This window comes from Acinetobacter sp. GRABPA_MV_2 (assembly GCF_056725885.1).
In genome coordinates, this window is sequence record NZ_JBWZNA010000002.1 from 32,362 (window position 1) to 56,141 (window position 23,780).

General features: G+C 37.5%; 17 protein-coding genes. 5 read left to right on the forward strand and 12 right to left on the reverse strand.

All coding sequences use genetic code 11. The features are described from left to right. Positions 1–86: 86 nt before the first annotated feature. Positions 87–305, reverse strand: coding sequence for a hypothetical protein (locus ACXM0J_RS01965; RefSeq protein ID WP_002122273.1), 219 nt, complete (start codon positions 303–305; stop codon positions 87–89). Positions 306–553: 248 nt separating this feature from the next. On the opposite strand from ACXM0J_RS01965, the gene ACXM0J_RS01970 reads away from it, so the two are divergent. Then, a complete protein-coding gene (locus tag ACXM0J_RS01970; protein ID WP_086265940.1) occupies positions 554–1,006 on the forward strand; it encodes a DUF441 domain-containing protein in 453 nt (150 codons plus the stop codon). A gap of 60 nt (positions 1,007–1,066) precedes the next feature. Here ACXM0J_RS01970 and ACXM0J_RS01975 read toward each other — a convergent pair whose 3' ends face one another. Together ACXM0J_RS01975 and ACXM0J_RS01980 are read right to left on the reverse strand one after the other, a co-directional pair. Continuing rightward, complete coding sequence (locus ACXM0J_RS01975) at positions 1,067–1,987, reverse strand: LysR family transcriptional regulator (RefSeq protein ID WP_002122195.1); 921 nt, start codon at positions 1,985–1,987, stop codon at positions 1,067–1,069. Positions 1,988–2,257: 270 nt separating this feature from the next. Continuing rightward, positions 2,258–3,052, reverse strand: coding sequence for a DUF4198 domain-containing protein (locus tag ACXM0J_RS01980; protein WP_213034453.1), 795 nt, complete (start codon positions 3,050–3,052; stop codon positions 2,258–2,260). Between the two features lie 213 nt (positions 3,053–3,265). Here ACXM0J_RS01980 and ACXM0J_RS01985 point away from each other — a divergent pair, with 213 nt between their 5' ends. Next, positions 3,266–4,465, forward strand: a complete 1,200-nt coding sequence (locus ACXM0J_RS01985) for an MFS transporter (protein WP_086265938.1) — start codon at positions 3,266–3,268, stop codon at positions 4,463–4,465. A gap of 26 nt (positions 4,466–4,491) precedes the next feature. Here ACXM0J_RS01985 and ACXM0J_RS01990 read toward each other — a convergent pair whose 3' ends face one another. The 7 genes from ACXM0J_RS01990 to ACXM0J_RS02020 form a co-directional block, all read right to left on the reverse strand. Then, positions 4,492–5,475, reverse strand: coding sequence for an ion transporter (locus ACXM0J_RS01990; protein WP_086265937.1), 984 nt, complete (start codon positions 5,473–5,475; stop codon positions 4,492–4,494). Between the two features lie 122 nt (positions 5,476–5,597). Continuing rightward, a complete protein-coding gene (locus ACXM0J_RS01995) occupies positions 5,598–6,032 on the reverse strand; it encodes a hypothetical protein (RefSeq protein ID WP_086265936.1) in 435 nt (144 codons plus the stop codon). Between the two features lie 229 nt (positions 6,033–6,261). Then, positions 6,262–8,901 (reverse strand): bifunctional aconitate hydratase 2/2-methylisocitrate dehydratase, encoded by a 2,640-nt coding sequence (locus tag ACXM0J_RS02000; RefSeq protein WP_033848021.1) that lies wholly within the window; start codon positions 8,899–8,901, stop codon positions 6,262–6,264. A gap of 253 nt (positions 8,902–9,154) precedes the next feature. Continuing rightward, a complete protein-coding gene (locus tag ACXM0J_RS02005) occupies positions 9,155–9,517 on the reverse strand; it encodes a hypothetical protein (protein ID WP_081309626.1) in 363 nt (120 codons plus the stop codon). A 134-nt stretch (positions 9,518–9,651) separates the two neighbouring features. Continuing rightward, positions 9,652–10,887 (reverse strand): lactonase family protein, encoded by a 1,236-nt coding sequence (locus tag ACXM0J_RS02010; RefSeq protein ID WP_086265935.1) that lies wholly within the window; start codon positions 10,885–10,887, stop codon positions 9,652–9,654. A 271-nt stretch (positions 10,888–11,158) separates the two neighbouring features. Next, positions 11,159–15,667 (reverse strand): translocation/assembly module TamB domain-containing protein, encoded by a 4,509-nt coding sequence (locus ACXM0J_RS02015; protein ID WP_086265934.1) that lies wholly within the window; start codon positions 15,665–15,667, stop codon positions 11,159–11,161. Positions 15,668–15,693: 26 nt separating this feature from the next. After that, a complete protein-coding gene (locus ACXM0J_RS02020; protein ID WP_213034452.1) occupies positions 15,694–18,429 on the reverse strand; it encodes an autotransporter assembly complex protein TamA in 2,736 nt (911 codons plus the stop codon). 166 nt (positions 18,430–18,595) lie between these two features. Here ACXM0J_RS02020 and ACXM0J_RS02025 point away from each other — a divergent pair, with 166 nt between their 5' ends. Next, entirely contained in the window at positions 18,596–19,918 is a 1,323-nt protein-coding gene (locus ACXM0J_RS02025) for an MFS transporter (protein ID WP_086265933.1), read from the forward strand. A gap of 3 nt (positions 19,919–19,921) precedes the next feature. After that, on the forward strand, positions 19,922–20,557 hold the full coding sequence (coq7, locus tag ACXM0J_RS02030) for a 2-polyprenyl-3-methyl-6-methoxy-1,4-benzoquinone monooxygenase (protein ID WP_001216787.1): 636 nt from the start codon (positions 19,922–19,924) through the stop codon (positions 20,555–20,557). Between the two features lie 47 nt (positions 20,558–20,604). Here coq7 and ACXM0J_RS02035 read toward each other — a convergent pair whose 3' ends face one another. Then, a complete protein-coding gene (locus ACXM0J_RS02035) occupies positions 20,605–21,153 on the reverse strand; it encodes a DUF2799 domain-containing protein (protein ID WP_000789248.1) in 549 nt (182 codons plus the stop codon). A 407-nt stretch (positions 21,154–21,560) separates the two neighbouring features. Between ACXM0J_RS02035 and ACXM0J_RS02040 the strand changes: the two genes are divergently transcribed. Continuing rightward, a complete protein-coding gene (locus ACXM0J_RS02040) occupies positions 21,561–22,985 on the forward strand; it encodes a glutamine synthetase family protein (protein ID WP_086265932.1) in 1,425 nt (474 codons plus the stop codon). Positions 22,986–23,062: 77 nt separating this feature from the next. Here the strand turns inward: ACXM0J_RS02040 and ACXM0J_RS02045 are convergent, their stop codons facing one another. Further along, positions 23,063–23,779, reverse strand: coding sequence for a response regulator (locus ACXM0J_RS02045; protein WP_086265931.1), 717 nt, complete (start codon positions 23,777–23,779; stop codon positions 23,063–23,065). Position 23,780 lies beyond the last annotated feature (1 nt).

Sequence of the window (23,780 nt, forward strand, 5' to 3'; positions counted from 1 at the left end):
ATTAGAACTAAGCTGTTATTTTAACGTAGTTTCCATTTTTTACTAAACACTACTCTCTACTGTTTTCACTACTTGAATTAGCCTCCTTACTCTTCAACGACTCGATAAATATTTTCGTTCTGTTCGCTTTCAAATAATAATTCGGTAGTAGGCAAAATAATTTCATTATCAACAATAATATGCTCAATACGTTGGCTTAGTTTTAAAGATTCATTTTCATGTTCCACTAAATTTTTCTTTAGTTGTGCTTTTGCATCATGGATTTTATCAAACTGATCTTTGATCTTGATATCTATAATGTCCATAAAAATATCCTGTACTCATGAGTAATGACTATTTTTATATCACAATTTTTAAACACTATAATTTTTAACTTGTTAATTTATATAACATTGTGTTCAAGCGTAACCAAAAATTAAAACTCCTTATCATTGAGGGATATACAATCAATTTTTATTAAAAAAAACATCGATCAGCTGTATCTTTTAAAGCTTTAACATTAGGACTATTAAATATTATACAATTCCATTTATTTATAACGCCCCCGCTCGCCATGCTTGCCCAATTTGATGTTAATTTAGTTGTTCTACTCGTTCTGCTTGTCTGCGGCTTATTAAGTCAAAATGCAGCTGTAACTATTGCAGCAGGTGTGCTGATTGTCGTTAAAATCACCCCCTTAAATGAATTTTTCCCTTATATTCAAGCACATGGTCTTAATTTAGGCATACTTATTTTAACCATTGGCGTACTCACTCCAATTGCCAGTGGGAAACTCAGTGGTGAGAGTATTTTAAAATCATTTATTAGTTTTAAATCCCTTATGGCTATCGCAATTGGCCTGTTAGTCGCCTGGCTAGGCGGTCGCGGCGTAAAACTAATGTCGAGCCAACCTGACGTAGTTGCAGGTTTACTGATTGGTACAGTTGCTGGTGTCGCTTTACTCCGTGGTGTACCAGTCGGTCCTCTAATTGCGGCAGGATTACTCTCTTTATTCATTGGCAAATAAGAAATCGATATAAAAAAGGTGCAATAAAGCACCTTTTTAACACTTGGGCTAAATGATTTTTTAGCCAGAATAATAAGCGTTTCGCTTTAAAGAGAACTTTTCTAACTGCTTTAAAAAGCCTTCAAAATAACTTTTCTCTTTTTCTTCAGTTCGATAGCCCGCATATAAAGTTCGTCTTAAACCTGTAGGAGAAACACAATCTAAACGACGACTAGTAACCCATCCCTTTTGTTCATACTCATTCACTACCCAATCAGGTAAAGCAGCAATACCTCGTCCACTTGCAACGAGTTGAATAAGCATTTGGGTTAAATCAGTTGTCCGTATTTGTTTAGGCTGAATATTCGCAGGGATGAAAAGTTTAGACATAATATCTAAACGGTGCTTATCAACTGGATAAGTAATTAAAACTTCTTCGGCCAACTCTTGAACTGTAATATTTTCAGCTCGTACCAAAGGATGCGTATTTGATAAGACTAACCGTGATTCGTATTCAAAAATCGGAAAATACTCAATTCCTTTTAATGCAATTGGGTCAGCTGTAATTAGTAAATCAAATTCTGCATTTTGTAAGAGTTCATGCGGATTGGCTTCAAAACCTGAAGCGAAGTCTAAATCTACATCTGGGTATTGCTGGCGATACTGATTTAATAAAGGCATTAACCAGTCAAAACAACTATGGCATTCCGATGAAAAAATAATTCTGCCTGTCTGTCCATGCACAATACGCGTGATATCACTGTGGGTAATCTGGATTTGTGGCAAAACATCATCAGCTAACTTTAATAAGCGCTGTCCAACATTAGAAAAACTAACTGGTCTACTTCGACGATTAACAACTTCTACCCCATACCAATGATCTAATTCTTTTAATTGATGGGAAATAGCAGATGGCGTTAAACAAAGGTCATTAGCTGCTGAAACTAATGAACCATGCTCACGTAAAGCAACTAAAGTTTTAAGGTGGCGTATTTCTAACATGGGCCCATGCCTAAAAAACAGATTTATCTATAAATGGAAAAAGCTCATATTTGCTTTTCCATAAAACTTTCGATAAATCTTTATTGATGAATTTTATTCACTTTAACATAAAATTAGTTAGTTTGTCTCAACATGAATTTTATTTCACTATTTTTATTTGCGATGAATTTTTTTCCTCAGAACTAAAGAGAAATTAAACTTTTTAATGAGTGAGAAGATTAAAACTAAAAATAGACCTAATAAAGGTCTATTTTTTTAAAACTCTAAAAACTATTGTGCTACATTTAAACTAATAATCGTATAGCTCTGATCTTTAGGTTTTAATTTCAAATTTAGAGGAGCTGTTACTTCTACTACGTACTCTCCAGCTTTTGGAAACGTAAGCTCAACTTGACCGTTGCTTCCTGCCTTAAACTGCTGCGCTTGCTTGTCAGTTGCACCCTTTTCTCTTAAATTCACTTCAGCATAAGCTAAAGGTTGTCCTTTTTCAGTTATGGTTAATTTTACAGGTTGAGCAGCTTTAATCTGGTTAGGATGTACAGAGAAACTAACTTTAATCGGTGTATTCGGGAGCTGGATATCTGAAACTTTTCCCTTAGAAAGATAACTTTGTAATGTCCACTCTCGTGTTACTTGCTCTGTTTTAATTGTTTTTGTTTTAAGGTCAGACGGAATCAAATATTCACGCTCTGCTTTTGGTGGAGCTTTATCAGCTGGCATATCAAAAAATAAATGCCATGCTTTTTGATCATATACATATTTTAAAGGGTAACTTGCCTGAGTTTGAACAATATATGTGCCTTCTTCAGGTAATTCTACATCAAAAAGAGTTGCAGACTTATGCAGAGCTTCTGAGTTGACAGTTTTAAACTCATTTTTAGGTGTAATTAGAGTAAGCTTAGCATCTTTTAAAGCATATTCACTATTTAATGCTTCTTCAGCATAACCAGCAATTACAGGTACTTGAGTCTGTTCAGTCTTATAAGCTACAGGAGCTACATAAGGTTCGTGAGCAAAGCCTGTTGTACATATCAATGTAAGTGACGCCATTAGAAATCTATTCATTATTACAAAATCCTGTTATACGCAAAGTTAAAAATTTCAGACAAAATATAAGCGGATACAGTATACACAAATAAAAATAATTCTTATTATCATTAATAAATTTAATTTTACAAAAAAAGAAATACGCAAACTTTCCCCTCAATATTTTAGTTTTTTATTATTCTGTTCTCTTTTCCCTTATACTTCTCTTTTTGAGTCTTCCTACAACTTATTATGGCGTCCCCGCAATCTCCTCTTTCCACACCTCAACATTACTCTCTCTTTTTAGCAATTTTCTCACTCGCTGTAGGTGGTTTTTGTATTGGAACCACTGAATTCGTCGCAATGGGACTAATTCAGGAAATTGCAAATAATTTAAATATTACAGTACCTGAAGCTGGCCACTTTATTAGTGCCTACGCATTGGGTGTAGTTATTGGTGCTCCTATCATCGCTATTCTTGGAGCTAAAGTACCAAGGAAAACCTTATTGCTGGGCTTAATGCTTTTTTATGGTGTTGCGAATGCTTGTACTGCTTTAGCTCATACACCTGAAACTGTTTTAGTCTCACGTTTCATTGCAGGCTTACCACACGGAGCATATTTTGGAGTCGGTGCGTTAGTTGCAGCCGAACTAGCAGGTCCAGCAAGAAGAGCCTCTGCGGTTGCCCAAATGATGATGGGCCTAACAGTGGCAACTGTGATTGGCGTTCCTCTAGCAACTTGGTTAGGCCAAAATTTTGGTTGGAGAGCAGGATTTGAGTTTTCAGCAACTATTGCTTTCGTTACTTTAATTGCTGTTGGCTTCTTTGTACCCAATATTCCAGTCCAAGCTACTGCGAGTATAAAAACTGAGTTAGCTGGCCTTAAAAATATCAACATGTGGTTAACACTAGCAGTGGGTGCAATCGGTTTTGGAGGCATGTTTTCTGTTTATAGCTATGTCTCACCAATTTTGACTGAATATACACAAGTTAATATCCAAATCGTTCCTATCGCTTTAGCGATTTGGGGTATAGGTATGGTTATTGGTGGTTTAGCCGCAGGATGGCTTGCAGATAAGAACCTCAACAAAACTATAGTGGGTGTATTAATTAGCTCAGCCATCGCTTTTGTTGTCGCTAGTTTTTTAATGAGTAATATCTATACTGCCATTGCATCTTTATTCTTAATTGGTCTCACGGTAATGGGGTTAGGCGGGGCATTACAAACCCGTCTAATGGATGTTGCAGGTGATGCCCAAACATTAGCTGCCTCACTCAACCACTCTGCCTTTAATATGGCCAATGCATTAGGTGCATTTTTAGGGGGCTGGGTACTCAGTCACCAAATGGGTTGGATCGCACCAATCTGGGTAGGTTTTGTCTTAAGCCTTGGCGGTCTGATTATTTTACTTATCGCATTTGCAGTAGAAAAAGCCAACAAAAAAGCTTAATTAAAGAAAAGGCTAACTTATTACTTCTAATCAGTTAGCTTTCCACCACAGTGTGGGCAATAACATTTTTTCTCTCGGACCGACTCTTCTTCCTCTAATACTTTTTCACGCATAATTTGAATAATCAAGTTATGCGCTTGCTCTTTTGGCAATCCTACTTTTTGACGGACTCGCTCTATTTCAATTTCATCATGTAAAATATCAATACCTCGTGCTTGAAGTAACTCACGAAACTCTTGCTCTAGTCTCTGATTCCGTTGATTAAGCTCATTTGCAAGTCCAGACGCCAAAATACCAGCTGGTAAAGCCGCAATACCCACACCCAGAATAGTAATGAGCGCCCCCAATAACTTTCCTAGGCTAGTTACAGGAGTGACATCGCCATACCCCACTGTAGTTAAGGTAACCACTGCCCACCACATAGATTTAGGTATTGAACTAAAAGCTTCTGGCTGAGCCTTGTTTTCAACCACATAAATTCCAGAAGCAGTCATAATAATCATGATAATTAAAATAAAAATAACCGCTTGAAAAGATCCCTTCTCACGTTTAATCACACATAACAATATCTGTAGTGAGATGAAATAGCGCGTTAATTTTAATAAACGAAGTAAACGTAAAATCCGAAGCAAACGAAGATCGATTCGTACAAAGAAATTCAGGTAAGCTGGCAAAATTGCCATCAAATCAATAATTGCTTCCCCACTTTTCATCCAATTCAAACGGGTTTTCCATGCGGATTCTGTCGTATCTCGATCTGCAACACTCCACACTCTTAATAAATACTCAATACTAAAAATTGCGATTGAAATATTCTCAAAGTAATCAAACCAAATACGATAACTTGAGTACAAATCATTTACTGTTTCCAATAAAACAGCAGCAACGTTACCAATAATTAAAATAACTAAAAAATAGTTAATGCATTTACTTACCGTCGTTTCATAGTCATGGTTGTGAAGATTATTATAAAAAAATTTACGCAACCCCTTCCAAGCTGAATTATGCATATTGATCTGACCACTTAATATTGTAGATATAGTAAGCTCATCGCCTCTATTCACCAATATTGTCTCTAACAATTTTTTGTTTCACTTACTTCAATATTTAAAAGTTAGACTTCACAATTTTTTCAATTCGCTGCTACACATCGGAATTCATTTTCTTCCCACCACACCACATCATAGATGCCCGGATGCGATTTTAAGATAATATTTATATAATTTTGCAGCACCATAATATGATGAGTAATATCAAGTTTTCTAAATAAAAATTTTCTTAAAATCGGAGTATTTGGAGAAATAAAAATTGCGAATCCATTGCTATATTCTTCATAAACACTGATTCCAAGGTACATTGTTATTTCAGGCAGTGGAATCTCAATTTCCCACCCCCAACTTTCACTATATAACTCTACATTTAAATGATATCTATTCTTTAATATACTAAAAATATATTGAGCAATATCTTCAGTTTTTTGAACTAAAATACCATCTTCATCTGCATATGTTTTTTGGTCATATAATTGATAATCATCAAATTTAAATTCAACAATTGTCTTTAGCATTCTTAAGTTCCCTATATAAAATACTCGTATTTTTTTTAATTATTATTAAGTTCGTGCAATTATTTTAAAGCAAAAAACGTTTTAATATCTAGAGTAATATTTATTTTTACACTTTCATTAAATAAAATTTGATCTATTTATTATTTTTCAAGTCTTATTAAGTATAAAGTCTCATTTAAATAAAAAAGGAGCTGAATAATCAGCTCCTTTTTTGTACTAAATTGACGTATTAAGTCAATTGAGCAGCTTGGATTTTCTTAGTATCAACTTGATCAGCTTCTTTAGTATATTCGCTCATCTTGTCGAAATTTAAGTATTTGTAGATGTCAGCAGAAGCGCTGTCGATTTGCGACGCGTACTGTTGATATTCTTCTGGGCTTGGTAATTTACCAAGAACCGCAGCTACAGATGCAAGCTCAGCAGATGCTAAGTAAACGTTTGCACCTTGACCTAAACGGTTCGGGAAGTTACGAGTAGAAGTCGATACACAAGTTGTGTTCGGAGCTACACGCGCTTGGTTACCCATACATAATGAACAGCCCGGCATCTCTGTACGTGCACCAGCACGGCCATAGATGTTATATAAGCCTTCTTCCATTAATTGGTGCTCGTCCATACGAGTTGGTGGAGCCAACCATAAACGAGTAGATAATGAACCACCAGGTACTTTGTCAAGTAACTGACCAGCTGCACGGAAGTGACCGATGTTGGTCATACAAGAACCGATGAATACTTCATCAATCTTGTCGCCTTGAACGTCAGAAAGAAGTTTCGCGTCATCTGGATCGTTCGGGCAGCAAAGAATTGGTTCTTTGATGTCAGCTAGATCGATTTCGTAAACTTTTAAGTATTCAGCATCAGCATCAGCTTTTAACAAGCTTGGGTTATCTAACCACTTCTGCATGTTTTCAGCACGACGAGCAAGTGTACGTGCATCGCCATAACCTTCTGCGATCATCCACTTCAACATTGTGATGTTAGAACGTAAGTATTCAGCAACTTTCTCTTCAGAAAGTGTGATTGAACAGCCAGCAGCAGAACGTTCAGCAGAAGCATCAGAAAGTTCGAATGCTTGCTCAACAGTCAAGTCATTTTCCATTTCTGATAAATCGATCTCAAGGATACGACCAGAGAAGATGTTTTTCTTACCTTTCTTCTCTACAGTTAAATCACCCGCTTGAATTGCGTAGTAAGGAATTGCATGTACAAGGTCACGTAAAGTGATACCAGGTTGCATTTTACCCTTGAACTTAACAAGTACAGACTCAGGCATATCAAGTGGCATAACACCAGTTGCTGCTGCGAACGCAACAAGACCAGAACCCGCTGGGAATGAAATACCGATTGGGAAACGAGTATGTGAGTCACCACCAGTACCTACTGTATCTGGAAGTAACATACGGTTTAACCAAGAGTGGATAATACCGTCACCTGGACGTAAAGATACACCACCACGGTTCATGATGAAGTCAGGTAATGTATGGTGAGTTGTTACGTCAACTGGTTTTGGATACGCAGCAGTGTGACAGAAAGACTGCATTACTAAGTCAGATGAGAAGCCCAAGCATGCTAAGTCTTTTAACTCGTCACGAGTCATTGGACCTGTTGTATCTTGAGAACCAACAGTTGTCATCTTAGGTTCACAGTAAGTTCCTGGACGGATACCTTGGCCTTCTGGTAAACCACATGCGCGGCCAACCATTTTTTGAGCTTGTGTAAAGCCTTTGCCAGTGTCAGCAGGTTGTACTGGAGTACGGAATAATGTAGAAGGTGCAAGACCTAATTCTTCACGTGCTTTAGCAGTTAAACCACGACCAATGATCAAGTTAATACGACCACCCGCACGTACTTCGTCTAAAAGTACTGGAGTTTTAAGGTCAGCTTCTGCGATTTGAGCACCATCTTTAAAAGCAGTTACTTTTGCAGCAGCATGGTCAATTTTCAATACTACTTCGTCGCCCATGTTCATGTTAGCAACGTCGATTTCTACAGGTAATGCACCTGCATCTTCCATTGTATTGAAGAAAATTGGAGCAATCTTAGAACCTAAGCACACACCACCGTCTTTTTTGTTAGGAATGTGTGGAAGTTCATCACCAAAGAACCAAAGTACAGAGTTAGTTGCAGACTTACGGCTTGAACCTGTACCAACAACGTCACCAACGTAAGCAACTTGATTGCCTTTCGCGATAAGTTCTTTAATTTGGCTTAATGGACCAACTTCACCTGGTTTTTCAGGGTTGATACCATCACGCTCATTTTTCAACATTGCGTTTGCATGTAATGGAATGTCTGGACGGCTCCAAGCATCTTGAGCTGGAGACAAGTCATCAGTGTTTGTTTCACCAGTTACTTTGAACACAGTGATTTTGATTTCTTCTGGAACGTCAGGACGGCTGGTGAACCATTCTGCTTCAGCCCAAGATTGTAAAACAGCTTTAGCGGCTTCATTACCAGCTTTTGCTTTATCTGCTACGTCATGGAATGCATCAAATACAAGAAGTGTTTTCTTTAATGCTTCAGCAGCTAAACCTGCAAGTTCGGCATTATCAAGAAGTTCAACAAGTGGTGCTACGTTATAACCACCCAGCATAGTGCCAAGTAAGTAAACTGCACGTTCTTTAGAAACGAGTGGTGAAGTTGCTTCGCCTTTTGCAATCGCTGCCAAGAATGCTGCCTTTACGTAAGCTGCTTGGTCAACACCTGCAGGAACACGGTTTTCAAGCAAATCTACCAAGAACGCTTCTTCGCCTGCTGGTGGATTTTTTAATAGTTCAACAAGCTGAGCTGTTTGAGCGTCATCAAGTGGCTTCGGTGGGACTCCGAGTGCGGCACGTTCTTCAACGTGTTGGCGGTAAGCTTCTAGCACGGTGTTCATTCCTCTTTTTTTGAAAAATTACTTGCAAATTCCAGCTTTCTTAAAAGCTTCACAAGTAATATGGACTACAAAAGTTTACTAGAGTTCAAGGTAAAAGTTAATGAGCGCGGGGTGTTTCTCCGTGATGCCCATTATTTTGTATCTAAATACCTGTGTCTAAATAATGAGCATATTGGGCTAAATTGAGCTTTTTTTGAACAAAAAGAGCTTCTGCTAGATGAAAATTCAATAATCGCAACCGCAATTAGAACGATTTATATTTTGGCATTTTGTCATGAGGTGTTGCCAAACATTCATCCGTCATTTGCTTTCTAACTTTTTCTTGAATTGCTTGAGGATCTTTTGTCAGTTCTTCTTTTGGAATCGCATAAACTTTTTCAATAATATTAAGAATGAATTTTTTAGTTATCTCATCTTCAATTTTATTTGCATGCTCAACTGCCTGTGTTTTTTCAATTGCTTGCTGACGATCAAAAACAATACTTCTTGCAGCATTTCCTACGCTAGTACAAAAGCCATGCCACTGCTCTTCTGGTGTTAATGGTTTCTTTTCTGAACAACCAACAAAGAGCAAACTCATTGCAATCAATAAAATCTTTTTCATCATTTCACTACACTAATTATTGCTGTCCATATCATACGGAAAATCATCGTTTTTGCCAAAACTGCTATAAAAAACCGAGATAACAAAATCTCGGTCTTTTATATTAAGCATTAGAAATGCCAGTTTCATGATTTGGATTAATTAAAGAATTTGATATCCGTAGGTGTTGATATTTTTGCTGCATCACCAGCTGGTTTTAAGGTCCCATTTTTTTCATCAAAACGGAATAAACTTATATTATTACTATAAACATTGGTTACATATAGATATTTACCAGATGCATCGAATGAGAAAGCACGTGGTTCAATACCATTCGCTTTATAAACAACTGGCTTACCTAGCAATCCATTCTGTTTGATTTTAAATACTAAGAGTTTGTTGTCTGCGCCTCGATTGGCAGCAATCACATATTTACCATTTGGGCTAAGGATAATTCCACTCGCACTCTTAAACTCAGGTGTTTTGTCCTCATGGATCAGTTTTAGCTCAGCCACTTTTTTCAAATGACCATCTTGCACGTTAAATGTCACAATTTCACTTCGCATTTCTGCGGTAACATACGCATGTTTGCCATTTGGTGAAAAGACCATATGACGCGGGCCAGAACCATGAGTAAAAGTCACATCGCGCTTGGTATCCGCTTCGAGTGGCTGAGCCTTGTTCGGGTTATAACGAAATGCATAGATTTTGTCATTACCGAGATCGCTGGCATATAAATACTTACCATCTGGACTAAAAGTTGTGGAATGAGCATGTCCACTTTCTTGGCGGCCCTTGACGTGACCAGAACCTTCCTCAAAAACAATATTTTGTACTTTTTCACCTAAATGACCGTTTGACAAAATTGGTAAAACAGCCACACCACCTCGCCCTTTATCGAACGCTGAATAGTTCGACACAAACAGGAATTTACCATCTAAACTGATTGTTGCATGTGTTGGATGTCCACCATGACTATCTACTGTGTTCAACACTTCCACCTTTCCGTTTTGAATAGATAATGCAGTCACCGCACCTTCGTTTTCTTCATTTGTGGTATATGCAAAACGGCTATCTTTCGATTTCACAATCCAAGAAGGACTTTTCATTTTCAACACTTTAACAGGAGTTAAAGTTCCATCTTTATTCACTTGAAGCTGGTATAAGCCTTCACTAGCTTGTTTTGGTTTTTGCACAAGCGGTGCATTAGGAATTGATGTCCATGTTCCTACTAAAGCAATTTGTTGTTGTGCAGCATTTACGGTGGAGCACCATCCAAATGACAAAAGCGTCAATGACAATGTTGCTGTTAATTTTTGAATTAGGCCACGATATTTAACGTTTATATCGTTTTCCTTGCCATTTTTAATTTCAACATAAGTATCTATATTCACTAGTATATCCTTGAAAAAACCCACCTTATTTGCACTTATCAACAAGGTATATCAATCTAATTTCATTTAATGTTTCTGAAAACTAATTTATAAAACAACAATTTTCAAGTGAATTTTCTTTAATCAATACCTATCCAAGGTTTCTTTACATTTAAGATAAACGATACTTTAGATGATAAATGCTCACCTTTTTTAAATGTTATGAAGGTGTTATTAAATTAAAAGCCCACAATAGTGAGCTTTTAATTCATTCATTATTGGTTTCAATCAACTAAAAGCGCCAATTGTAGAATAAGTCGATCGCTCTTTCTAAAGACTGACTTGCTTCTAGGTATAAACGTCGATTCATTTGATAACGTAAAGTGAGTTTATTTACAGGAGTAAACACCCCAACACCATAGCGAATAAACAGATCTGGTGTGATATAACCCGTTAAACTCACTTGCGTATCATCACCTGTACCTTGTGCATCTAAAGCTAAACCGCTCAAACCAAACGTACGTCCAATCTGGTTAGTTAAAGCACGTGTACCACCCAAGCCCATACTAATACCTGCAGCTGCAATGGTGTTGTTTACATCAGATTTAAAACCTTCTGCATTACTCAAGCCACTCGAACCTTCATTAATACGACCAGTAACAAGCGCATTTAATGCTTCTTGCTCAGATAAGCCTGCATCGTTATAGACCTGAATGTTTGGTGATGTCGCAGTACCTGTAACACGTACCCCAACCATACTGCCCTGAACATTTTTGTTCGCATCGATATCTAAAGTCGGGTTAGCCAATGGTCCATTAAAACGGGCAATTGCTCGGTTCAAGTCTAGACTTTGTCCATAGGCTTCAATTTTCACTTTTTGGCTGACACCAATTGCCCCATTAGCTCTCATCGCAGTTTCATAACCACGTTGGCTTAAGTTGAGACGACCAACTAAAGGAATATTACTATTAAAGCCTTGGAAGATGACTTGTTTTCCAATATTAACAGCAATGTCAGCTCGAATATCCCAAGGTTTAGCTGCCCGTAAAATTGCAAGTGGGTCTTGACCTTGGCGTACGATACGAACATCTGATGACGTATTAATGATTGGAGCAGTTGTTTCTGGCATTGATATACGTGCACGAGGAACATCTACTGATCCTTTTAAGCTTAAACGCTTATCAAAAGGATACATATCAAGTGTCAGATTCGGATTGGCAATTGCAGTAATTAATGGCGCTTGGCGTACTAGTAAATTATCACCTTTAAGATTTAATTGAAGGCGCGGCGCATCTTTCCATTCAAAACTACCTTTAAGCAAGCCTACACCTTGCCCACTGTTAAATGCCCCATCAATTGTTGCCATATCCTGACGAATTGATGAATACACCTGAACATTAGTTAAATTTACTGGCAGAGAAATCATGCTGATTGCACCATTTTTCAGACGCATTTCACCAGTAAACTGAGGTTGAGTTAATGTACCGTTGACTTTACCAGCCAAAGCTAACGTCCCACTCATTGAGCGAACATCTTGAATAAATGGTTTCAAGACTTTTAATTGGACATCATTAAAGGCCACTTCACCATGCATTGGCATTGAAGGCTGGAATGGGTTGATAATAACGTTCGCATAACCCGTACCAATATCTGGTGTTTTAACATCTACACGGAATAGCAGACCCTCTGATACACTTTTTGCAACCACCCCTAACTCATCATAAGCCAGAGTAGTTGCAGGATCTTGTGGATCCTCAGCAGCTAAACCAATTTCACCTTTACGTGTAATTAAACGTGCATCAAGTTTTGGATTGCCTCCATTTACCCACGATGCCTTAGCGTAACCATTTAATTGTCCGGTCATTGCCAAACCTTCTGGCATAAATGCCGCAAAGTCGCTTAAATCCATGTTTTGAGTTACAAAGGAAATATTACCTCGCGCTTTACTCACCCGTACAGGCTGATCAAAACAGAGCTGACTGTTGGTACTTTGCCAGCAATGTTGACCCACATATAGCTCAGATTTCGCCGAAGAAAAAATTACCGGAGCATTTTGATTTTGTGCCAGACGGATTCGTCGTGAATCAAAACTTCCTTTCTGGATTTGTCCTAACCAATCATTATTTTGGTTAAACCCGCCTGCCAGCTGAACATAGAACTTGGAAATACTATTATTGCCGAGCACTTTCAATAAATGGGCTTTTCTTGTTCCTGTCAAATTCACTTCAGCCGATTGAATTTGTCTATTTCCACTACGCAAATTATCTAATTTTGCGGTTAATTGAGTTGGTGTTGTTTCCGATGTTGGAAGTTCACCCTGAATACTCAATCTCTTCACACTTACTAATGTGTTAAAAGCAAAATTATCTACTGCAATATTTGCTGTTGCTTTTAAACGCGGTTGCGATTGAACATTCAAATCACCATAAGCTCGACCACGCAGTCCAGGATATAACTCGTATAGGGCTGGTGCATTCAGCTTAATTTTTAGATTTTGTGCGTTGCCAGTAGCCTGTAGCTGGTTCTGCCCGTACACTAAAAATAAGTTATTTGCTTCAAACTGTTGTGGTAAAAAGCCATTTTGATTGGAATCCATCAATAGAGATAGATTACCTTTACCTCGAACAGGTTTATTATTTAAAAAGCCTGCAAGATTCAATTGCTGGATATTAATTCGCTTCAAGTGATCAGACCAAACCCCTTGGGTTTTCAGATTCCCTGAAATTTCACCTTTAACAGTTGAGGCAAAATATTGAGGTTTAAAGCGCACTAATGAACTATTAATATCCCATGCGATACGGTCTTTTAAATTTACAGAACCAGTAGCATAGATTTTTCCAGCCACCCCATCGTGTTGTAACTGGCTAATTCGAATAAAATCTGGCGTGCCCGCTATAGAAAACTTCAACAAACCATTTGCCTGTTTTAAGGCTTTTAAAGATCCATCATAATTAACCGCAAAGCCTTTAAAGCCACCACCAGCTTTCACGTCATGAAATAATAATGCTGCTGTACTTTTCCCGCCTAAACTTACAGTTTCTTGACCTGCTTGAGCTAATCGGCCAGTTAAGTCAATTTTCTCAAACTGAATAATTTGCTGGTTTGGTTTAGCAAAACCATTTGCCTTAATCGAACCATTTAGTAGATTGACTGGCGCTGCTGCATGAATACTTTGCGGATTAAAATCTTTTGCATTTAATAAAGCATTCCAAGCGAGCTGACGTTTTTCAGTAGGTAATAAAACTTTGGCCTGACCTGTTAGGTTACCTTTTTCAGCAGCAAAACTAAAATTAGGAACATTTAAGATATTATCTTTAACATTCAGGTTGGCTAGATATTGTCCTGCTGGCAATAAAGTTTTTTCATGCTGATATACTTTTGTAGCAACCTTAATATCTTGTTGACCATCACGTAATGTTAAATCGACTTGACCATTGTCACTACTTAACCATCCAATATAAGGCATTGCACGGTCTATATTCGCCCACGCCACATTCATGAGCATTGGCTGAGGTTTGTTATTTTTTTCAGGTGCTTGATTAAGCTTGAGTTTCCAAGACTCATAACGGTCAAAATCAACATTAGCAAATACTTCTGTACCTTTTTCCAAAGAACCAGTTGAAGCAATAGCAGCATCTAAACTTGGTGGTAAAAAGTCTTGAACCACCTGAGGAATTGCTTTGTCTTTAGGATTAATACGATCTAAACGGCCTTTAATGTCCCAAGTAACATTATCTTTCCAATTTACCAAACCTTTAAGATTAACGGCACCTTTCATAACTTGGCCGTTGAAATCTGTAATATTAAGCTGATGAACTAAATCAGTACTCATTAAAGCGTTGTACTGGCCTTCAGGTAAGTTTTCACCCTTTAAATCTGTATCAAGTGCTAAATTAAGTTGTTTAATATCACCTTGAAACTTGATCACACCATTTTTTGCAAAGAGTTTTTGTTCTTGTAGCAAAGGTAAATGATAGTTTTTTAATAATAATTCACCTTGCATTGGAACTTCATCACGAACAGGATGTAAGATTACCCAACCTGTTAATAAATCAGGAGTAGTTGTTGCAACTCCAGCTTTTAAAGTATCTAAACTTCCGCGAGCAGCAACTTTAATATTTTGAATATTTAAACTTTTTAAAGATGGGATTCTTAAATCTGCTGTGGCATCTAATGGATATTTACCACTGAAATCCATTTTACCAGTTGCGTTGTGAACTGAAAGATAGCCCATATCCATACTGGATTTTTCAAATTCTAGTTTTGTCTCTGACCAGAGCGCATCTTGCAAATGGACATTATAGAAACTTACATCTGAGCTCGACAATTTAAGCTCTAAATGGTCAACATCACCTTCATCTACACGTAGAACAAACGGTAATTTGATTGGTTTAAATTCAAACGGTTTACCAGAAGGCGGAGTTTTATTAATAATACGTAAGTTGCGTACATCAGCATGGCTCAAATGCACTTCTTTTTCTAATAATAAAGAGCGCCATCCTAAGCCTACATCAGCTCGATCTAATGAAACATCCACATCTTTTAATTGCACCAACACATTTTTGAGAATAATGCCCCGCAATAAGTTGCCACCTTCATATTCATATTTAATTATTTTCTGAGCTTCTAAAACTCGATCTAATAAAAAACGGCTTCCACGATCCGTTGACATCATGATGACTAACGAAGAAGCCAATAATAACAATATGATCAATATCGTCAGTAAGAAGCTACGCAAAATGCGACGCTTCTTCTTAGGAGAGCTTGGTGCCGAAGTGGGCTGCTGTTCTACTTCCGCCATAAAATAAACCTAATAAAATTTTATTTTTAAAGTTGTGGGCCTATAAAGAAATGTAAACGAATCGGATGGTTCTCATCTGAAATACCCGAAGCGACATCTAAACGGATTGGCCCAATTGGAGATTTCCAGCGAATTCCGACCCCAACACTATAAGCTGCTGGATTATTAAAGTCTTTATCGTAAGCATTACCAAAGTCAGAGAAAACGGCTGCTCGCCATCCATCTTTGAACTGATAGTTATATTCTAAAGAGCCTACAGCTAAAGCCTGACCCCCAATTTTATATCCATCTACTTCTGGAGAAAGACTTTTATAGTCAAATCCACGAATCGTTTGGTCACCACCCGTAAAGAATCTAAGATTGTATGGAACTTTGTCAAAGTCATCTGTAAAGATATAGCTGAGGTCAGATCTTCCGACGAATTGGTGATCATCATTTTTACCTAGAGAATAAATAAATCTCCAGCCTGCACTCGCAATTGCCATATTGGCATCTGAGAGTAAACTCTCGCTGCCTAATTCTAATTTATAAGTTTGTTTAAAAGCTTTAGTTGGGTTTAAACGTGTATTACTTGAGGTTTTAGATGTTTCATAACTAAACAATAATGCTTCTTGCTCAGATGCAGCTGTTTTAAACGCATCTGGTAATTCAGAAATATCAACATTACCTTTTTGGGTCAAACGATCTAAACGATAACGAACACCAATAGTATGCTGCCAATTTCCTAATGGACGTTTGATTACGCGCTCCCCACCCACAACAGCAGATTCGGTTAACAGGCTTACATCTGGACCAATATCATCCCGTGTTTCACGCTCATAACCGCCCACAATATTGAAATAGTCATTTAACGGATGTTTATAGGGAATACTATATCGACCATCAATCGATTGACGAATTTCAGAAACTTCCAAGTTGGCATCAAATGAATGACCATATTTATTTACGATAGAACGGCGATATTGACTACGTAAACGTGCACCCGTATCGGTTCCATAACCAATACCAGTTTCCAAACTATTTAGCTTGTCAGCATTTAAAGTCACAATAACTGGAATTCTTTTTGTTTCACGTGCTTGAGCTTGTAAATGATCCTGTTCAGTTTCCTGTTCATCATGCTGAGCTGCGGCGCTTTGCAACATCGCAGTTTGAGGCTCTGCCTGTTTTGCATTTTGTGTTCCGGCAAACTGTTTTTCATCGACTACGTTTTGCGTAACTTCTTTATTTGATGTCGCTAATTGACGTGCTTTCGCAAGTTGTCGTTGTTCTGGTGAAAGTAAATTAGACTCATCAACATCAATATTTTGTTCATCCACCAAAGCTTGTAAATCTGGTGGTAGCTCAAGTGGCTTTTCAATTGGGTCTGGTTTAATGCTATCAACCAAAGTGTAATTGAAATAACGTGAGTTGGTTAGGTTATTTGCGAGCACGTTTACACGCCAGAAGGCATAGTCATCACCTTCTTTCCAAGGCGCCATACTTTCTAAGATATTTTGGTTTAATGGCAAAGGTTTCGAAGGATCACTCATACGAAACTCGACCTTGTCTAATTTATAGCGCTCACCAGTCTCGTAGCGTAAATTGATATCGGCCTTATTTTCTGGCTGACTTACTTTTACATCATGCAATCGCCAATAAGCATCAAAATAACCATTATTAGATGCTGCATCAACAATACGGGTTTTAGTAGTTTCATATAAACCGTGGTTAAAGATATCACCTACATCTTGATCGGGAACTAAACGAATAACCTGAAATTGCGGCTGCTTTTCACCAGGCCCTGTAAACTCAATATTTTGCTCATTAATTCGTACTGGTTCATTTGGTGTCACTCGAACACGAACGCGACTCGGACTTAATTTTTCAAATCGGAACTCAGCATTATAATAACCAACCGCTTGAGCAGCCTGATTACTTAATGTTCTAAGTTGAGGTAAAGCAGCATTGAAATCTTCAAATGACTCTTGGGTAAATGTTGAAAGCTTACCTTTAATATTTTTAGCCAACACATCTGAAGCGCCTACTACCTCTGCACTAATACGCGGAACTTGTTCCATCGGAATTGCACGCGGCGGACGTACCTTATTTAAAATACGCTTAAAGAAACCAGCTTGCTCAGGTGGTTCTTCAACCTCTGGTGTCAATTCAGGCAGTGTTTTCCCAGTCTCATTGGCTTCAACTACAATCTTACTGTCAGACTTAATCTCTTGCATAAGCTGATCAATATTTACAGGTGCCTGATTAATTTGATTTAATTCAGATTGAGTTGCATCGCTTACAGTAACTTCGGGGAGTTTCTGAGTCCCATTTTGAAAGTTCTGTGCTTCATTCTTTGCTTCTTCCGCTACCCTATAAATTTCATTTGCCATGTTTTGATCAACAGGCATATCGGGTAAATCTTCAAGGTTATCAAGAGTAATTGGCTTAAATTCATCAATTTGATTTGGAAATTGTTCTTGTTGTTGCAATATAGCCAAGCTATCTTGTTGCTGCTGAGCTTGGGTTACAAGTGTAGCGATATCTATAACTGGAGCAGTATATTGCTCATTAACCTGAGCTGACTGTTCAGTTGACTCCTCAGATACTGTCTGGTTTAAAGTAGTTGACGAACTGTTCTCAACAGAAGTTTGAGCAAAACTTGGCGTTACACAGACGCTTAACAACAAGCTGCTACAAATAAGTTTAGGAATGCCCTGCATTTTTAAAATTAAATGCATAGAATGAGAGAGAGTTGACTGTTTAAACTTAATTTTAGAAGGCATAGAAAACTCTAGACTTATTTTTTAATAAAACGCACCAATGTGAGTGTAAAACTCACTCAAAACCATTGATTTTTCATTTAATCAAGCGTTAAAAATATCATACATGGTTTTCAATGCAAATTAACACTCGGTCACATTTTTTTATAAAACACAATGAAGTTTGCACATGATGAAACAAGATGAGCACCTGATGACATCACGTCGGTTTGTACCGATGTTTTTTACCCAGTTTTTTGGCGCATTAAATGATAATGTTTTTAAGCAAGCTTTATTATTAGTGATTACTTATGGATGGATTCAGCAACAATCTGCTCCTGTAAGCACTCTTAATAATTTGGCAGCTCTCTTATTTATTCTGCCATATTTCTTTTTTTCAGCCACAGCTGGACAAATCGCCGACAAATACGAACGATCTCAACTCGTCCGTGGTATTAAAATTTTAGAAATCATCATTATGCTCATCGGTACCGCGGGTTTCCTGTTAGGAAACTTATGGCTACTTCTTTTTGCTTTATTTTTGATGGGTACGCATTCGACGTTCTTCGGCCCGATTAAATACGCAATTTTGCCTGAAATCTTAAAACCGAACGAATTAATGTCGGGTAATGCGCTATTTCAATCTGGCACATCCATGGCGATCTTATTCGGAATGATCTTAGGTGGTGCCGTAATTGCCTCATCAGATGGAAATTTATTGTGGATTAGTATTACCGTAGTGGCTATTGCTTGCATAGGCTATTTATTTAGTCGCTTCATTTTGCCACAAAAAGTTGCTGCACCTGACTTAAAGATTGACTGGAATTTTATCCGTACAAGTTTCCAGACCATTAGATATGCTAAAAGCTTACCGTTAGTATTCACAATTTTGCTAGGCAACTCATGGTACTGGTTTTATGGCGCGACTTATTTAACTCAAATTCCGCAGCTTACCCAGCAAAACCTTCATGCATCAGAAAATGTCGTTAGCCTGTTACTGACTTTCTTTTCAGTCGGTATTGGTGTGGGTTCTCTTCTTTGCCGTAAAATTGGTGGTTCGGAAATCAACATTAAAATGGTGCCGATTGGTGCAGTTGGCCTTACTGTTTTTGCGCTCTACCTTGCTGCCAGTTTAGCTTTTGTACCAGAAAGAACCGGGACATTACTTACCTTAAAAGACGTTTTTACCCAAGGCTGGGTTTACTACCATGTCATGATTGCTGTGACTTTATTGGGTATTAGTGGCGGTTTTTATATTGTTCCCCTATATGCCATGATGCAGGCTTATTCACCACGTTCACATCGTGCACGTGTTGTTGCAGCGAATAACATCCTAAATGCCGTTTTTATGGTTTCTTCTGCAATTTTTTCAATCTTAATCTTAAGTGTTTTAAAAATTGATATTAAAATACTATTTATTATTACAGCTGTACTTAGTGCAATCTTTAGTATATTGCTTCTTGCCCGACTAAAACCAATGCTTGCCACAGCACATCTTTCTTTGGAGGACTAATTTATGCGCCACTATACTGGAATTGATCAACTTATTAACTCTTTTGATCAAGCATTACGTAGTCTTGTTCCGGGTGCAACAGCAGCACAGCGCCAAAATCCAGCTGAAACAGTAGAAGCAAAACTTGGTGTAGAAGATGCTCGCCATGTTGCAGGTTTAATGCGTGTTAACCATAGTGGTGAAGTGTGTGCTCAAGCACTTTATCATGGGCAAGCATTGACAGCGAAATTGCCAAATGTACGCCGCGAAATGCAACAGGCAGCGATTGAAGAACAAGACCATTTAGCTTGGTGTGAAGACCGTTTAAAAGAGCTAAATAGTCATACAAGCTTATTGAACCCGATTTGGTATGGCCTTTCATATGGTATGGGTGCTCTTGCCGGTATTGCAGGTGATAAATATAGCTTAGGTTTTGTTGCTGAAACTGAACGTCAAGTTAGTCTACATTTGCAAGATCACTTAAACCAGTTACCAGCTCAAGATGAACGCTCGCGCAAAATTCTAGAGCAAATGAATGAAGATGAATTGCATCACCGTCATACTGCACTTGAAGCAGGTGGTGTTGAATTACCATATGCAGTAAAAATCACAATGACTGCTATTTCAAAGTTAATGACAAAAACGAGTTATTATCTTTAAAAAAAACAAAGGATTGATCCCATTCGGATCAATCCTTTTTTAAAATATTATTTTAATCCATGATCATATTTGAAGCGTTCGATATCTCGAATTGAGTTCCAATAGTTTCTGTTAATACGGTCACGATCAATTTGTAATTCTCTTAAAAGCTTACGATAACGTTCACGCTCTTCTGGCTTTAATTTTTCGTTATAAGCACTGTCAGAATATTGCTTAAACTTTTCGTCATAACGCTCATATTCAGCTTTTGCATTGTAGTAATCTGAGGCAGCTCGATAATAAGGTCTTAAACGATTACGCTGCTCAACTGGGCATACATTAATATTACCGTTACCCTCTAAAGCGTTATAAAAAATATTTGCTGGCTGGCAATAATAACCTAGGCCTTCTTTATACCCACGTTCATATGACTTTTGATCTGGAACAATATTGGCTTTTCCACATGCTTTGTAATATTGATCTAAACGTGGCGAAGAACCTTTCGAACCATCTTTCTCACCCACTAATGACCAATTCGCAGTCTTACATTCTTCTACGCTCATTGCAGCACAACCCGAGAGGCTGATTGCTAAAATGGCTAAACCGATATTTTTCATATTAAGAGAACTCAAAAATAAAAATAAAAAAAACGCAAAAAATAAAATTCCAGTACATACACTATATAAGTCTTGCTCAATTCAAGATTTATACATAAATGTTTAACTGGATAAGATTTTAAGTTTAAAGCAGTTTGACCATCTCACCAAATTTAAGGATCACAATTCCTAATTATGTTTAATTTTAAAAGCGAAATCATGAACGATCAGACAACTCTTTGATGGCCTTTATACGTTAATTTTACTTTAAAACCTTACCACAAAAATAACAATTAACTTATTGATTATTAATATAAAAAACTAAATCCACTTATAAATAAACTATTTATTATTTTACTATTTTTTTACGGGATTAACGCCAAAGGCTACGGTAGGATTTGAGCTAAATAACCACCAAGGTTTTTATAATGAGTACTCATATTTACCCAAATTTAAACTTAAAAGATCCTCACTTTAAGGCATTTAAAATATCAGATGATTTTATTCCACAAACGCAAATTCATACGTTCAACTCAGAGCTTTTTTTGAAAGAAGTTGATGAATATTTAAGTTTATATCCTCACACTCAGCACATTGATATTTGTCTACATGACTTAAACGGGCATATTCGTGGCAAACGTATTGACGTTAAGAGTCTAAAAATTCTATCGAATGGATGTTATTTTCCTCTTTCTGTTTATGCCATGAGCCTTGATGGAAAAGTGATTGAAGAAACAGGTCTGGGAAAATATATTGGTGAACCAGATAGACTTTGCCTGCCCATTTTAGACAGCTTGCAACCCAGTGCCTTATCCCCAGAATTAAATGCTCAGCTTTACCTATCAATGCAAGAAGAAGATGGTTCAGACTGTCGCTATGAACCACGTAATATATTAAAAAAATTATTAAATCAGTTACATGCTAATAATTATTTCCCTGTCATGGCTGCCGAGCTAGAGTTTTACCTTTTCTCACCTCAGCATCAATCCGAGATATGTTCAGAAAACCAATGTTTTGATATAGATGCGCCAAATAATTATCAGCAAGTTCTGGATGAAGTTGAAAAAGCTGCCCTACTACAATCAATTGAAATTACCGCTATTGTTGCAGAGTCATCCCCTGGACAATATGAATTAAACCTTCAACACAGCCATGACATTTTAAAACTCTGCGATCAAATTAATGCCTTAAAAAGAATTGTTAAACAAGTTGCAAGAAAGCATGACTTAACCGCTTGTTTCATGGCGAAACCAAACTTGGCAAAGGCTGGTAGTGGTATGCATTTTCATATGAGTATGCTGAATCAATACCATCAAAATATATTTAGCTCAGAAGAAGAAAAAGGTGAGCTTGCAGCCAAATTATTGAGCGCGATTAGCGGACTCATTGAGTTAATGCCTGCATCTATGGCGATTTTAGCGCCTAATATTAATTCTTATAGACGTTTTAAAATTGGTCATCACGTGCCATTAGAAGCCAATTGGGATACTAACAACCGAAATGTTGCAATCCGAATTCCATGCTCAGACGTACAAAATCAACGCTTAGAATATCGTGTTGCTGGAGCGGACTGTAATCCCTATTTGGTAACAGCGACTATTTTAGCGGGCGCGTCTTATGGCTTATCTCATAAGTTACCGCTACCAAAACCTGCACATCTTTTAAAATTTCAAGACGAGCATATTTTATTAGCCAACAACCAACCAGAAGCCTTAAAAATATTTAAAGGAAGTCTTATTTTAAAAGGATATTTAGGGGCCGACTTTGTCGAACATTGGTACACAGTTAAGCAGGCTGAATATCAAAATATTTACAGCCAAATGACTGAAGCAGAACAACATTGGGATATATAGATAAAAAAAGCAAAAAAACTATAAACCACTTTGCAAAACCTTAGGGAGAAATACCCTAAGGTTTTTTTTGTATCTAATTAATGATTTTTCTGCTTAGCTAAAAAACGCAATCCAACACCAGGTTCAGTAGCAATATAACGTGGCTGAATCGCGTTATCTCCCAGTTTACTGCGTAACTTGCCCACCAAAATACGTAAATAGTGCGTATCTTCCTGATGGGTTGGCCCCCATAGTTCTTTTAAGAGCTGTGGCTGTGTTAAAAGCTGTCCTTGATAGCGCATTAATAGCGTCAAAAGTTGAAACTCTTTTCGAGTTAACGTAATTGGCTGTTGCTCGACCCAAACCAAACGTTGCGTAACATCAACTTTGAGATAACCATCGTCATATACATGTGCTTCTTGCTGAATCGGTTGATTTCTTAAAATGACACGTATGCGCGCCAAAAGCTCTTGCACACTAAAAGGTTTGGTCATGTAGTCATTTGCACCTGCGTCTAGCAAGGCAACTTTTTCATATTCATCAGCACGTACAGATAACACAATAACGGGAACATTCGACCAGCTACGTAATTCTTGAAGCACTTCTTTTCCGTCTAAATCGGGTAAACCTAAATCTAAAATAACCAAATCAGCCCCTTGGGTTGCCAATGCCTCTAGGCCTTTGTAACCCGTTTCACAGAGCGTGGTTTTGTATTTTTGAGTTCTTAAAGCAATGCCTAAAAATTTACGGATTTGAGGCTCATCATCAATAATCACAATACGTGTTTCTACAGGTGATGTTTCTGAACTTATCATG

Excerpts from the sequence above, each read along its gene's own strand:
- ACXM0J_RS01965 (WP_002122273.1), bottom strand. The coding sequence starts at position 305 with ATGGACATTATAGATATCAAGATCAAAGATCAGTTTGATAAAATCCAT.
- ACXM0J_RS01970 (WP_086265940.1), top strand. The coding sequence starts at position 554 with ATGCTTGCCCAATTTGATGTTAATTTAGTTGTTCTACTCGTTCTGCTT.
- ACXM0J_RS01975 (WP_002122195.1), bottom strand. The coding sequence starts at position 1,987 with ATGTTAGAAATACGCCACCTTAAAACTTTAGTTGCTTTACGTGAGCAT.
- ACXM0J_RS01980 (WP_213034453.1), bottom strand. The coding sequence starts at position 3,052 with ATGAATAGATTTCTAATGGCGTCACTTACATTGATATGTACAACAGGC.
- ACXM0J_RS01985 (WP_086265938.1), top strand. The coding sequence starts at position 3,266 with ATGGCGTCCCCGCAATCTCCTCTTTCCACACCTCAACATTACTCTCTC.
- ACXM0J_RS01990 (WP_086265937.1), bottom strand. The coding sequence starts at position 5,475 with ATGCATAATTCAGCTTGGAAGGGGTTGCGTAAATTTTTTTATAATAAT.
- ACXM0J_RS01995 (WP_086265936.1), bottom strand. The coding sequence starts at position 6,032 with ATGCTAAAGACAATTGTTGAATTTAAATTTGATGATTATCAATTATAT.
- ACXM0J_RS02005 (WP_081309626.1), bottom strand. The coding sequence starts at position 9,517 with ATGATGAAAAAGATTTTATTGATTGCAATGAGTTTGCTCTTTGTTGGT.
- ACXM0J_RS02015 (WP_086265934.1), bottom strand. The coding sequence starts at position 15,667 with ATGGCGGAAGTAGAACAGCAGCCCACTTCGGCACCAAGCTCTCCTAAG.
- ACXM0J_RS02020 (WP_213034452.1), bottom strand. The coding sequence starts at position 18,429 with ATGCCTTCTAAAATTAAGTTTAAACAGTCAACTCTCTCTCATTCTATG.
- ACXM0J_RS02025 (WP_086265933.1), top strand. The coding sequence starts at position 18,596 with ATGATGAAACAAGATGAGCACCTGATGACATCACGTCGGTTTGTACCG.
- coq7 (WP_001216787.1), top strand. The coding sequence starts at position 19,922 with ATGCGCCACTATACTGGAATTGATCAACTTATTAACTCTTTTGATCAA.
- ACXM0J_RS02035 (WP_000789248.1), bottom strand. The coding sequence starts at position 21,153 with ATGAAAAATATCGGTTTAGCCATTTTAGCAATCAGCCTCTCGGGTTGT.
- ACXM0J_RS02040 (WP_086265932.1), top strand. The coding sequence starts at position 21,561 with ATGAGTACTCATATTTACCCAAATTTAAACTTAAAAGATCCTCACTTT.
- ACXM0J_RS02045 (WP_086265931.1), bottom strand. The coding sequence starts at position 23,779 with ATGATAAGTTCAGAAACATCACCTGTAGAAACACGTATTGTGATTATT.